12 protein-coding genes and 2 tRNA genes are annotated in these 12812 nt (G+C 58.8%); 7 read left to right on the top strand and 7 right to left on the bottom strand.

Features of this window, described 5'->3' with window-relative positions:
* Positions 1-68: 68 nt before the first annotated feature.
* Positions 69-1433 carry a nucleotide 5'-monophosphate nucleosidase PpnN gene (ppnN, locus tag ACL2XM_RS27030; RefSeq protein WP_410013701.1) on the top strand — a complete coding sequence of 455 codons (1365 nt, stop codon included), beginning with the start codon at positions 69-71 and terminating at the stop codon, positions 1431-1433.
* 87 nt (positions 1434-1520) lie between these two features.
* A complete protein-coding gene (gene xni, locus ACL2XM_RS27025) occupies positions 1521-2285 on the top strand; it encodes a flap endonuclease Xni (protein ID WP_413721337.1) in 765 nt (254 codons plus the stop codon).
* Between the two features lie 108 nt (positions 2286-2393).
* Here the strand turns inward: xni and rlmM are convergent, their stop codons facing one another.
* The 4 genes from rlmM to ACL2XM_RS27005 form a co-directional block, all read right to left on the bottom strand.
* On the bottom strand, positions 2394-3494 hold the full coding sequence (rlmM, locus tag ACL2XM_RS27020; protein ID WP_410013699.1) for a 23S rRNA (cytidine(2498)-2'-O)-methyltransferase RlmM: 1101 nt from the start codon (positions 3492-3494) through the stop codon (positions 2394-2396).
* The gene (locus tag ACL2XM_RS27015; protein WP_410013698.1) at positions 3487-3882 is read right to left on the bottom strand and encodes a DUF423 domain-containing protein; all 396 of its coding nucleotides are present in this window, start codon (positions 3880-3882) and stop codon (positions 3487-3489) included. The genes rlmM and ACL2XM_RS27015 overlap by 8 nt, the downstream gene beginning before the upstream one ends.
* Positions 3883-3919: 37 nt before the next feature.
* Positions 3920-4858 (bottom strand): transcriptional regulator GcvA, encoded by a 939-nt coding sequence (locus tag ACL2XM_RS27010; protein ID WP_410013697.1) that lies wholly within the window; start codon positions 4856-4858, stop codon positions 3920-3922.
* A 433-nt stretch (positions 4859-5291) separates the two neighbouring features.
* Complete coding sequence (locus ACL2XM_RS27005) at positions 5292-5513, bottom strand: YgdI/YgdR family lipoprotein (protein ID WP_410013696.1); 222 nt, start codon at positions 5511-5513, stop codon at positions 5292-5294.
* Between the two features lie 227 nt (positions 5514-5740).
* Here ACL2XM_RS27005 and csdA point away from each other — a divergent pair, with 227 nt between their 5' ends.
* Together csdA and csdE are read left to right on the top strand one after the other, a co-directional pair.
* Complete coding sequence (csdA, locus tag ACL2XM_RS27000; RefSeq protein WP_410013695.1) at positions 5741-6946, top strand: cysteine desulfurase CsdA; 1206 nt, start codon at positions 5741-5743, stop codon at positions 6944-6946.
* A gap of 19 nt (positions 6947-6965) precedes the next feature.
* A complete protein-coding gene (gene csdE, locus ACL2XM_RS26995; protein WP_410013694.1) occupies positions 6966-7418 on the top strand; it encodes a cysteine desulfurase sulfur acceptor subunit CsdE in 453 nt (150 codons plus the stop codon).
* Here the strand turns inward: csdE and tcdA are convergent.
* Together tcdA and mltA are read right to left on the bottom strand one after the other, a co-directional pair.
* The gene (gene tcdA / locus ACL2XM_RS26990) at positions 7408-8235 is read right to left on the bottom strand and encodes a tRNA cyclic N6-threonylcarbamoyladenosine(37) synthase TcdA (RefSeq protein WP_410013693.1); all 828 of its coding nucleotides are present in this window, start codon (positions 8233-8235) and stop codon (positions 7408-7410) included. The genes csdE and tcdA overlap by 11 nt on opposite strands.
* A gap of 32 nt (positions 8236-8267) precedes the next feature.
* Positions 8268-9431, bottom strand: a complete 1164-nt coding sequence (mltA, locus tag ACL2XM_RS26985; protein WP_410013692.1) for a murein transglycosylase A — start codon at positions 9429-9431, stop codon at positions 8268-8270.
* A 216-nt stretch (positions 9432-9647) separates the two neighbouring features.
* Between mltA and ACL2XM_RS26980 the strand changes: the two genes are divergently transcribed.
* A tRNA-Met gene (locus tag ACL2XM_RS26980) sits at positions 9648-9724 on the top strand.
* Positions 9725-9816: 92 nt separating this feature from the next.
* Positions 9817-9893, top strand: a tRNA-Met gene (locus ACL2XM_RS26975).
* Positions 9894-9976: 83 nt separating this feature from the next.
* Here the strand turns inward: ACL2XM_RS26975 and amiC are convergent.
* Positions 9977-11233 carry an N-acetylmuramoyl-L-alanine amidase AmiC gene (gene amiC, locus ACL2XM_RS26970; RefSeq protein ID WP_413732033.1) on the bottom strand — a complete coding sequence of 419 codons (1257 nt, stop codon included), beginning with the start codon at positions 11231-11233 and terminating at the stop codon, positions 9977-9979.
* A 231-nt stretch (positions 11234-11464) separates the two neighbouring features.
* Between amiC and argA the strand changes: the two genes are divergently transcribed.
* A complete protein-coding gene (argA, locus tag ACL2XM_RS26965; RefSeq protein ID WP_410013690.1) occupies positions 11465-12799 on the top strand; it encodes an amino-acid N-acetyltransferase in 1335 nt (444 codons plus the stop codon).
* Positions 12800-12812: the final 13 nt, after the last annotated feature.

The following is a 12812-nucleotide window of genomic DNA, read 5'->3' as shown; positions in this document are numbered from 1 at the left end:
CGTGCGCTCCGGCGGCCGCGTCGACTGTCTGTTTGCATTTTGTGCCGAGTCGCACACAAGGAGTTATATTGATTACGCATATCAGCCCCCTTGGCTCAATGGATTTATTGTCACAACTCGAAGTCGATATGCTCAAGCGTACCGCCAGCAGCGATCTTTACCGCTTATTCCGCAACTGTTCGCTGGCGGTGCTCAATTCCGGCAGCCAGACTGACAGCAGCAAGGAATTGCTGGCCCGCTATCAGGATTTCGATATCAACGTGCTGCGCCGCGAGCGCGGCGTCAAGCTCGAGCTGGTCAACCCGCCCGAGGAAGCCTTTGTCGACGGCCGGATTATCCGCTCGCTGCAGGCGAACCTGTTCGCGGTGCTGCGCGATATCCTGTTCGTCAACGGCCAGATTGTCAGCGCCGGCCATCATCAGCACCTGGACATGACAAACTCCGTCCATATCACCAACCTGGTGTTTTCCATCATGCGCAACGCCCGCGGCCTGCACGTGGGCGAGGCGCCGAACATGATCGTCTGCTGGGGCGGGCATTCCATCAATGAAACCGAATATCTTTATGCGCGCAATGTCGGCAGCCAGCTGGGCCTGCGCGAGCTGAATATCTGCACCGGCTGCGGTCCGGGCGCCATGGAGGCGCCCATGAAAGGCGCGGCCGTGGGCCATGCCCAGCAGCGCTACAAGGAAGGGCGTTTTATCGGCATGACCGAACCCTCTATTATCGCCGCCGAGCCGCCTAACCCGCTGGTCAACGAGCTGATTATCATGCCGGATATCGAAAAACGCCTCGAAGCCTTCGTGCGTATCGGCCATGGGATCATTATCTTCCCCGGCGGCGTGGGCACTGCCGAAGAGCTGCTTTACCTGCTCGGCATCATGATGAACCCGGAGAATAAACACCAGGTGCTGCCGCTGATCCTGACCGGTCCCGGCATCAGCGCCGATTATTTCCGGGTCCTGGACGAGTTTATTGTCAGCACCCTGGGCGAGCAGGCCCGCCGGTATTACACCATCATTATCGACGATGCCGCCGAAGTGGCCCGGCGCATGAAAAAAGCGATGCCGGAAGTGAAGGAAAACCGTCGCAACACCGGCGACGCCTACAGCTTTAACTGGTCGCTGCGCATCGCGCCGGACCTGCAGCATCCGTTCGACCCGACCCATGAAAATATGGCCAACCTGAACCTGCATCGCGACCAGCCGGCCGAACAGCTGGCCTCCGCGCTGCGCCGGGCCTTTTCGGGCATCGTGTCCGGCAACGTCAAGGAAACCGGCATCCGCCTGATTGAGCAGTACGGTCCCTATAAGCTGCATGGCGACCCGGCCATCATGAAACGCATGGACGCCCTGTTGCAGGGTTTTGTCGCCCAGCACCGGATGAAGCTGCCCGGCAGCGCTTATATCCCCTGCTACGAGATTTGTATTTAATCCCGCGCCTCGCGGCCCGGCAGGGCGGCACCACGGCTTACCGGCCCGGCTTGCCGCCGCGCCGGTAAATGATCAGGACGGTATGCCATGTCGGTTCACTTATTGATTGTCGATGCGTTAAACCTGATACGCCGCATCCACGCGGTGCAGGGAGCGTCCTGCGCGGCCTCCTGCCTGCATGCGCTGCAGCAGTTAATCCTGCACAGCGCGCCGACTCACGCGGTGGCGGTATTCGACGATGAGGAACGTCATGAGAGCTGGCGGCACCAACGGTTGCCAGGCTATAAGGGCGGCCGCTCGCCGATGCCTGAGGATTTGCGGCTCCTGCTGCCGGACATCAAACAGTCTTTTGCCCGAACGGGCGTATCCAGCTGGCAGGCGGCGGGCTATGAAGCGGATGATATTGCCGCGACGCTGGCATGCAAAGTGGCCGCGGCGGGCCACCGCGTGACGCTGGTTTCCACCGACAAGGGATATTGCCAACTGCTGTCGCCGTCGATTCAAATCCGTGATTATTTCCAGAAACGCTGGCTGGATATGCCGTTCGTCACCCATACCTTTGGCGTACAGCCGCGGCAGCTTACCGATTACTGGGGCCTGGCCGGCATCAGCGGCAGCAAAATCCCGGGCGTCACCGGCATCGGTCCCAAAACCGCCGCCCTGCTAATCGGCCAGGCCGGATCCTTAGCCGCGCTGTATCAGCAATTGGATCAACTGGGCGGCAAGTGGCGCGCCAGGCTCGAACAGCAGCGGGAAATAGCCTTTACCTGCCAACAGGTGGCGACGCTTGATACCGGCATCCATCTGGATGGCAATCTGCAGCAATTAAGATTGGGTACAAGGCCGTTATAACCGACGCCGCCTGGGTTTAATCCGCCACCCTCGCCTGCGTTGGGAAGACCGGGGCCGGCCTGACGACGCCATGGTGAGCGAGAATAATGATTAACTTGACCCCGGGCTTCAGCGTTCGTCCCGCCGTCCCGGCACCGCGCTCCAGAACCGGCGGATATGCACCGTCACCTCTTCGCGATCGTGGTAAAGCTGCTTGGCGTGGACCTCGGAATGAATATCATTTTCCTTCAGGGCCGCGCGCAGCAGCGCCAGGTTCTGGCTCACTTCCTCGTAGCGCTTTTTCATCGGCAGCTTAAGATTGATGATAGCCTCGCGGCACCACCCCTTGACCAGCCAATCGGCGGCCAACTGCGCCACCCGCGCCGGTTTTTCCACCATATCGCAGACCAGCCAGTACACATTATTGCGCGGCGGCTCGAACCTGAATCCATCCTCGCGGTGGTGGATGACCTGCCCGGTCGCCATCAGGCTCTCCGCCATGTCGCCGTTATCCACCGCATGCACCATCATGCTGCGCTGGACCAGCTGATAGGTCCAGCCGCCGGGGCAGGCGCCCAGATCCACCGCGTACATGCCGCTGCCCAGCCGTTCATCCCATTCATCACGTGGAATAAAAACATGAAATGCCTCTTCCAGCTTCAGCGTGGAACGGCTCGGCGCCTCGGACGGGAATTTCAGGCGCGGGATGCCCATATAAAACGGCGAGTTGTTATTGCTATAGGAATACCCGACATAACAGCAGCCCGGGGCAATAAAAAACACGTGGATCACCGGACGGAACGGCTCTTCCCGCACGGCCAGTATTTTCTGCGCGCGCAGGACCCCGCGCAGCGGCACGGTAAATTTGCGGCAGAACTTCATCAGTTCCTTGCTTTCATTGGTATCCGGCACTTCCACCCGCAAATCGCCGGCGCCCTTCACCGCGCCGGTCAGCATGCCGACTATCGGCGTGATGCGGTCGTCCACCGGCAAATCGCGCAGCAATTCCCCGGTGAGCAGCATTTGCCGGGCAAAGATCAACTCGCGAAACGGCAGCTCGCGGATCAGCCGGTCTGCTTCTTCATGCTGATAGCATTCAAAGATCACGTAGCCGCTGTTGTCCTTAACCCGCGCAAAACCATAGATTTCCAGGGCGCCGGCTTTTTCGGTAATCTCCGAGGCGCACTCTTTTTCAAATCCGGGTCGGCAATATAAAATAACTTTATTCACGGCGATCGGCCTTTTTCTTCAGACGCAGCGCGCCAATTAACATTAACGTCCAACCCGCCACAAAGCAGGCCCCGCCTATCGGCGTAACATAAACCCACAGACGCAGATGCGACAGCGACAGGCAATAGAGGCTGCCGCTAAACAGGACAATACCGATGGCCAGCAGCGCACCGCTCCAGTAAAACCACACGCTGGCGTTACGCTGCATGGCAACCCCCAGCGCCATCACGGCCAGGGTGTGAAATCCTTGATACTCCAGGCCGGTTTTCAGCCAGGCCAATTCCAGCTCGCCCAGCGTCTGGCTAAGGATATGGGCGCCGAAAGCGCCAAGGGCGACATAGATTAGACCACTGACGGCGGCAAATACCAACATAGCGCGACTACGCATCGTATTAATCCTGATTAGGGTGTTATTTTTGTGATATTTATTCGGATTCAACCGTATGACCGTTATTATAACGGAAACGGAATTTTTCCTGTTCGCTCGCCGCGCGCCCGATGATCCATTGGCGAAAGGCGGCTATTTTACCCACTTCCGCCTGGCTGTCATGACAAACCAGATAAAAAGCGTTTTTACTGACCAATACGTCGTTAAACGGACAGGTCAGCCTGCCCGCCTCGATTTCCGTCTGCGCCATGACATTATTGGCCAGCGCCACCCCCTGACCATGGATGGCGGCCTGCAGTACCATGGCGCTGTGACTGAAAATCGGCCCCTGCTGCACGTTAAGATGAGTGAGCCCCAACTGACGGGTATAGGCCTGCCAGTCCCGGCGCGACGCATCATGCAGCAGGGTATGATAGGCTAAATCCCCGGGCGTTTTCAGCGGGTGCGCCCCACTCAGCAGGGCGGGCGCACAGACCGGCAGCAAATATTCGGCATACAGTTTTTCCACCCGCAGCCCGGGCCAGTTGCCGCGGCCGTAAAAGATGCCGACGTCAACGTCATCGGCCAGTTTGTCCTCTTCGCGATCCACCGCCTGGATCAGGACATCAATCCCCGGCCAGGCGCTATTGAAGCTGGATAAACGCGGCACCAGCCACTGAATGGCGAAACTGGGCAACAGGCTGACCGTTAACGCGCCTTTGGCGCTGCGCGATTGCAGCCGGCGCGTGGCGTCGATGAGCGCCGAGAAAATTTCCTTGATATCCAGGTAGTAGCTTTGTCCTTCCTCGGTGAGCAACAGCGATCGGTTACGGCGGCGAAACAGCTTCAACCCAAGGAAATCTTCCAGGGACTTGATCTGGTGACTGACGGCCGCCTGGGTGACGAACAGCTCCTCGGCCGCTTTGGTAAAGCTTAAATGACGGGCGGCGGCATCAAATACCCGCAAGGCATTTAGCGGCGGTAAGCGTTTAGACATGGGCGAGACGCTTTTCTGCGCCGGTGGCAAGTAAGATGGGCACGAAGAATTGACCTATTAGTTTTTTTTATCCGAGACATTATAATTTGTCCGTTGTGGATGCACCAGCAAATACCTATAGTATCGCTCTACCACGCGGGCCGGAACGAAAGGTAAGTCTGGATTTTGCCATTCAGGCGAGCTTTTGGCCTGCGGTGTGGTGTTGTGTTTGCCCTTTTTGGTCTGTCTTTCGGGCCTGTGGTATTTACGGTAACCGGTCTTATCGTGCCAGGTGACTATTTTTTATTCTTTTCAGCCTTACTGAACATTTTTCTGTCTGTCCAATACGTGAAATATGTAGCACCGCCTGAGGCGGTGCTTTTTTATGCCTGATAACCGGCAATCATGAAGTGCGGCAGGGTTTGGTATTGTCCGGCTTGGCAAAAACGGGCGCTTATTGCGCCTTCATCATTTCTTTGACATCGGAACTGTTGATTTGCTGCTCGGTGCCGTTGGCGTCTTGATAACCGATCATGCCGGTTTCATCATCAACCTTTGGTTTGCCGGACGTCACGATGGTGCGCCCGTCGTTGGTGTGCATAACATAGTTGCTTGAACATGCGCTTAGCGTCAGGGCAAACAAAAAAGCGGATAGCATTGCGGCTGTTTTCTTCATCGTTATCTCCTTGCAATCTCATTTTAAAAATAAAAAATCACCACTTAATTCTGTTATTAAGCTTCCAGGCAGGCAGGTATTTTGCTTACCTGATAATAATCAGCATAACAAGCATTGTTCATTTTTCCATAAAACCGGATTAAATCCTGTCACTTATCCCCTCCAGACGGCGATAATAGGATAAGTCTGTAGTTCTGCTTTGCCGAAACAAGGTGTATGAGGTAACCATGACCGAATTTGATTTTGCCGCCTTCCGCCGTCATTTCCCCGCGCTGGATAATGACGCGGTGTATCTGGACAGCGCCGCCACCGCCCTGAAGCCCGACGCGGTCATTGATGCCACCGACGCCTTTTATCGCCATGGCACCGGCAATGTCCATCGCAGCCAGTATCCCGGCGCCGTTTCGCTTACCGCCCGTTATGAGCAGGCGCGCCTCAAGGCCGCCGCCTGGATCGGCGCTCCGGCCGCCGGCATTATCTGGACCCGGGGCGCCACCGAGGCGATTAACCTGGTGGCGCAAAGTTATGCCCGGCCGCGCCTGCGGGCGGGTGACGAAATCCTGGTCAGCGAGGCCGAGCATCACGCCAATCTCATCCCCTGGCTGATGGTGGCGCAGCAGACCGGCGCGCGGGTGGTTCGATGGCCCCTGGGACGCGATTGGCTGCCGGACCCGGCGCAACTCGCCGGGCTGCTGAACGGCAAAACCCGTATCCTGGCCGTGACACAGATGTCGAACGTCACCGGCGCCTGCCCGGATCTGGCGGGCATCACCGCCCTGGTCCGCCGCTACCCGCAGGCGGCGATCGTGCTTGACGGCGCGCAGGGTGCGGTGCACCGTCCCCCCGACGTGCGGGACGCCGATATCGATTTCTACGTTTTTTCCGGCCATAAACTGTATGGCCCGACCGGCATCGGCGTGCTGTATGGCAAAACGGCGCTGCTGGAGGACATGCCGCCCTGGCAAGGGGGCGGCAAGATGCTGACCGCGGCGGGTTTTGACGGTTTTATTCCGCAGGCGGCGCCGCTGCGTTTTGAAGCGGGCACGCCCAATATCGCCGGCGTGCTTGGACTGGGCGCCGCGCTCGACTGGCTGCGCACGCAGGATCTGGCGGCCGCGGAGGAATACAGCGCCGGGCTGGCCGGCCTCGCCGCGCAACGTCTGTCCGCCCTGCCGGGTTTTCGCGCGTTCCGCGCACCGGGTTCCAGTGTGTTATCCTTTGTGTTTGCCGGTCTTCACCATCAGGATATCGCCATGATCCTGGCGCAGGACGGCATTGCCTTGCGCGCCGGGCAGCATTGCGCCCAGCCGCTGATGGCGGCGCTGGGCGTATCCGGCACCCTGCGCGCCTCTTTTGCGCCCTATAATACCCGCCATGACGTCGACCGGCTGGTCGCGTCGGTGGAAAAAGCCGTCTCCCTGCTGAGGGATTGATTCTGATGGGGATAACGTCATGACAGAACATCAAGCGGGCAGCCATCCTTTCGGCGGCGAGATCGCTATGCGGGAATTGACGCAACGCTTTGCCGGCTGCCGGACCTGGGAAGATCGCCTGCGGCAGATTATCCTGCTGGCCAAGGCGCTGCCGCCGCTGCCGGATACGCTGAAAACGCCGGCAACGATACTGACGGGCTGCGAAAACCGCGTCTGGCTCGGCCATCAGCGGCTGCGCGACGGTACGCTGCATTTTTATGCCGACAGCGACGGGCGCATCGTCAAGGGTCTGCTGGCCGTGGTGCTGGCCGGCAGCGAAGGCCAAACGCCGGAACAACTGTCCCACAGGGATCCCCTGGCGCCGTTTGACGACCTGGGGCTGCGCGCCGAGCTGAGCGTCAGCCGCGCCGGCGGGCTGGCGGCTATCGCCGGGCGGATCAACGCCATTGCCGAGAGCTATATTAAACGCTGACGCCCCGCGCCGCCCGGGCCAGCATTTTTTTTAGCGCATGGGATACGGCGATAAACCCGAAGCTGGCGGTGACCATGGTCGCCGCGCCAAAGCCGGAGGCGCAATCCATGCGCTTGGGCCCAACGGCGGTGGCAGGCGACGCGCACACCGAGCCGTCCGGCTGCGGATAGACCAGATGCTCGGTGGAGTAGACACAGTCTATGCCCAATTTGCCTTTACTGTTTTTTACCACGTTGAAATCATGCTTGAGCCGCTCGCGCAGTTTTGCCGCCAGCGGATCCTGGATGGTTTTCGCCAGATCGGCCACCGCGATGCGGGTGGGATCGATTTGCCCGCCCGCCCCGCCCACGGTGACCACCGGGATTTTATAACGACGGCAGTATGAGAGCAGCGCCGCTTTCGGCCGCACGCTGTCAATAGCATCGATAACATAGTCGAAGCCGCGATCGAGCAGGGCCGCGACGTTGTCGGCGGTAATAAAATCATCCACGCAGGTCACCACGCATTCCGGATTGATCGAGGCGATGCGCGCGGCCATGACCTCGGTTTTCGGCTGTCCCACCTGCTCGCGCAGCGCATGGATCTGGCGGTTGGTATTGGTGACGCACACATCATCCATATCGATAAGCGTAATGGCGCCGACGCCGGTGCGCGCCAACGCCTCCGCCGCCCATGAGCCCACGCCGCCGATGCCTATCACGCAGACATGGGCGCGGAAAAACACGTCCAGCGCCTGCCGGCCATACAGGCGGGCGGTGCCGCCGAACCGCTGCAGATACGCGTCTGACTGGTACGCGTGTGAAGGGTGCCCGTTCATCTTGCTAACCTTATTGGCGGTGCCAATAGCATCTAATTATCGTAGGTAACCTGTACCTGGCCGGTGCTGGCCCGGGTTGTCAGGCCCTGGCTCTCGCCCGTGAATAACGGGGCGCTGTCCTGCGACCCTTTCAATACCCATACCCGGCCGTAGTGGTTGTAATAACCCGCCGCGTGGCCGGCCTCGGCGCCGATGCCCTGGTAGATATCAAAATGCTGTCCTTTTATGGCGCCGCCCACATCCAGGGCCACCATCAGGCGCATCTCATATTTACCGGTAAATTTGCCGGCGTTGTCCAGCAGGGGTACCTCCGCCAGCAGCGTGGTGCCGGCCGGGATCAGCGAGCGATCCGACGCCACCGAGGCCTTGGCCACCAGCGGCACGGCGCTGGCGCCTTTTACAGGCGCGAAGGGAACCGGCCTGAAGAACACATAGGACGGATTCTCTTCCAGCAGTTGCCGCACCTCGGTCTCGCTGTGGCGCGAGGCCCACTGGCGAATCGCCTGCATCGACATATCCTCGCGCGCCACTTCGCCGCGATCGATCAATATCTTACCGATGCTGCGGTAGGCGTGTCCGTTTTTACCGCCATAGCCAAAAAAGGTGAGCGGCCGGCCGTCGCCGTAATCCACATAGCCGCTGCCCTGCACTTCCATCATAAAATTATCCATCAGCGAATTACTGTAGGCGATGGCCAGATTACGGCCGTCAAGCGCGCCCGCGTAGATGGCGGCGCGGTCGGGCAGGCGGTTCCTGCCCTTGGGCGGCATGCGGTACAGCGGATACTGAAATTCGCCCTGGGGCGTATAGCGGGCCTGAATCACCGGCGTGTAATAGCCGGTGAACTGTACATTGCCGTAATTATCCACCCCTTCCATCTGGTAGGCCTTGACGCCGAACTGGCTGAGCTGGCGGGTATCCGCGCCCGCCATGGCCCAGCGCTTGACGGCGTCGAAATTGGCGCTGTTGCGGCTATACAGGCCCGCGGCGGCGTATTGCGTTTCAGCCACCTGATCGGCGTAGTCCTTGGCATTAACCGGTCGCCCCTTGGCATTGGGTTCATTGACCAGCCCGAACGGCTGGGTAAGAAGACCATCTTTATACTGTTGTCCACGATCGGTGGGGCGCGACGAACAGCCGGCCAGAATGGCGAAAATCAGGCCAATGAAAAGATAGTGTGCCCATTGTTTGTTCATAACGTTCTCATGCCGGTTCCATTTGCCTATGTATCAACGGCGAACGATAGCAAAGGCGGTTCAATAGATAAATGCATTATTGCAAAAACAACCGTCTGTTTTGCTTATAAAACAGGCAAAAAAGCGCCTCTTTAAACAAAAATCATTATAGCAGGCGATTAATCGCAAAAAGGGGTTGCATCAAAGGCTGTCCGGAGTATAGTGCGCTTCCACGGACGCGGGGTGGAGCAGCCTGGTAGCTCGTCGGGCTCATAACCCGAAGGTCGTCGGTTCAAATCCGGCCCCCGCAACCAATTAAGCAGTAAAAGTCATACGTTAAGAAAAGAATTAAAAAAAAGAGTAAAAGAAGCAAGCATCTGACTGCTCACAGATGTAGTATATCGGACGCGGGGTGGAGCAGCCTGGTAGCTCGTCGGGCTCATAACCCGAAGGTCGTCGGTTCAAATCCGGCCCCCGCAACCACTTCTTGAAAAATGACAGGCTAAAGCGCTTAACCCACTCTAAGGTGGGTTTTTTGTTGTCTGCATTACGCAAAACGCGCCGCCTCACCGGCCCGAGATCACCCCACCCGCCGCAAAATACGCCTTGATGCCCGCCAGGATGGCGTGCGCCACCTGCTGCTGGAAATGCGTGGTGCGCAGGCGCCGCTCCTCTTCCACATTGCTGATAAACGCGGTCTCCACCAGGATGGAGGGAATATCGGGCGCCTTGAGCACCGCAAAACCTGCCTGATCCACGCTGCGTTTATGCAGGTGCGCGATTGTCCCCAGATGATGCAACACCGCCTTGCCGAATTTCAGGCTGTCGTTGATGGTGGCGGTCTGCACCAAATCAAACAGGGTATGATCCAGATAGCGGTCGCCGCTTTTGCCTACCCCGCCGATATCGTCCGCGGCGTTCTGGGTTTGCGCCAGGAAACGCGCGGCGGCGCTGGTGGCCCCTTTGGTGGACAGCGCGAACACCGACGCGCCGCGTGCCGCGCGGTTGGTAAACGCGTCGGCATGAATAGAGACGAACAGATCCGCGCGCTGTTTGCGCGCTTTCGCCACCCTGACCTTCAGCGGAATAAAGACATCCTCATTGCGCGTCATATAGACTTTCATATTGGACTCGCGGTCAATCAAGGCGCGCAGGTGGCGGGCAATCTTGAGCACCACATCCTTTTCGCGGGTGCGGAACTTGCCGATGGCGCCAGGATCCTCACCGCCATGGCCGGGGTCGAGCATGATGACAACCGGCCGGTCGCGCCCGGCTTTGCCGGCGCGCGGCGCCTGGGATTCGGGCGGCAGGCTGCGCGCCAGATCGCCCTGATTGTAGTCCTCCAGCAGCGCCAGCAGCGGATCGTCCTGCAGCGCGGAACGGCTGCCGGCCCGGGGATAGAGATCCATGATGAGACGATGTTTGAACCCGGCCACCGGCGGCAGGGCCAGGAAGCGCGCCTGGACCGGCTGCTTCAGTTCGATCACCATCCTGGCGGTGCGATCGTCAAACTGGCCGGCCCGTATCCGGCTGATGTAGGGGTCCTCTTCCCTGACCAATTGACCGGCGCCCTTCAGCACCGAATTAAGCTGGGCATCCTGGATATCCACCACCAGCCGGTCGGGATTGCCAAGGACAAACTGGCGATAGCGCAAGGGGGACTGGGATTCAAGCGTAATGCGGGTATAACTGGCCGCGGGCCAGATGCGCACGGCCACCACCAGCGGCGCCGCCATTCCGATGCGACTGAGCGTTAACAGCCAGGTGGCGGCGGTTGCCTGCAGCAGCCGCCTGCGCCCCTTATTATGATGTGAATCCGGCATATCGCCCCAGGATAAAAGCTAATATAATGAAAAAGCAGTCATTTTTTCGAATGGCAAAAACTTTAGCGAATCCGCCGGTATCTGTCATCCTTAAAAGGCTCTATGCTTAGTGCTTCGGGGTTTATTTTCGATTCTTTACAAACAAGAATGGGGAAAAATGCTGCTTGCCAATACCCTATTTATAGAATAAAAATACACAAAATCAGAATAATCATTCACAGAGGATTTGCCGTGAAGGAACGTAGTACTGAACTGGTCCAAGGCTTTCGTCACTCAGTTCCCTATATCAATGCCCATCGGGGCAAGACGTTTGTCGTCATGTTAGGCGGCGAAGCCATCGAACATGAAAACTTCGCCAACATCGTTAATGATATCGGCCTCCTTCACAGCCTGGGCATCCGCCTGGTGCTGGTCTACGGCGCACGGCCGCAAATCGACGCCAATCTGTCGGTGCACCACCTGGAACCTATTTACCACAAGCACACCCGCGTCACCGACGCGCCGACCCTTGAACTGGTCAAGCAGGCGGCCGGCCTGCTGCAGCTGGATATTACCGCGCGGCTGTCCATGAGCCTGAACAATACGCCGCTGCAGGGGGCGCATATTAATGTGGTCAGCGGCAATTTTATCATTGCCCAGCCGCTCGGGGTGGACGACGGGGTGGACTACTGCCACAGCGGCCGCATCCGCCGTATCGACGACGAGGCGATACATCGCCAGCTGGACAGCGGCGCTATCGTGCTGCTCGGCCCGGTGGCGGTGTCGGTAACCGGCGAGAGCTTTAACCTGACCTCGGAAGAAGTGGCCACCCAGCTGGCTATCAAACTGAAAGCGGAAAAGATTATCGGCTTTTGTTCTTCGCAAGGGGTGTGTGACGATAAGGGCGAGATAATATCCGAACTGTTTCCCAATGAGGCCCAGCTGCGTATCGACGCGCTGGAAAAAAAAGGCGATTACCATTCCGGCACGGTGCGCTTTTTGCGCGGCGCGGTGAAAGCCTGCCGCAGCGGCGTGCGCCGTTGCCATCTGATCAGCTATCAGGATGACGGCGCGCTGGTGCAGGAACTGTTCTCCCGCGAAGGCATCGGCACCCAGATCGTGATGGAAAGCGCGGAACAGGTGCGGCGCGCGACCATTAACGATATCGGCGGCATCCTGGAATTGATACGCCCGCTGGAGCAGCAGGGCATCCTGGTGCGCCGGTCCCGCGAACAGCTGGAAATGGAAATCGATAAATTCACTATTATCGAACGGGACAACCTGACCATTGCCTGCGCCGCCCTTTACCCCTTTCCGGAAGAACAGCTGGGGGAGATGGCCTGCGTGGCCGTGCATCCCGATTACCGCAGTTCGTCGCGCGGCGAAATGCTGTTGCAGCGCATTACGCAGCAGGCGCGCCAGATGGGGCTGAAAAAGCTGTTTGTACTGACGACGCGCAGCATTCACTGGTTCCAGGAGCGCGGTTTTACCCCGGCGGAAGTGGAAGTGCTGCCGCAGCAGAAGCAGGCGCTGTATAACTACCATCGCCGTTCAAAAATCCTGGTGGCGGACCTCACCGGCCAGTAACCGGGCTGCGCCG

The sequence above is a fragment of the Sodalis sp. RH20 genome, assembly GCF_047324205.1.
Lineage (GTDB): Bacteria > Pseudomonadota > Gammaproteobacteria > Enterobacterales > Enterobacteriaceae > Acerihabitans.
Note: the sequence above shows the minus strand (reverse complement) of the source record. Positions and strands in the feature narration are given on the sequence as shown.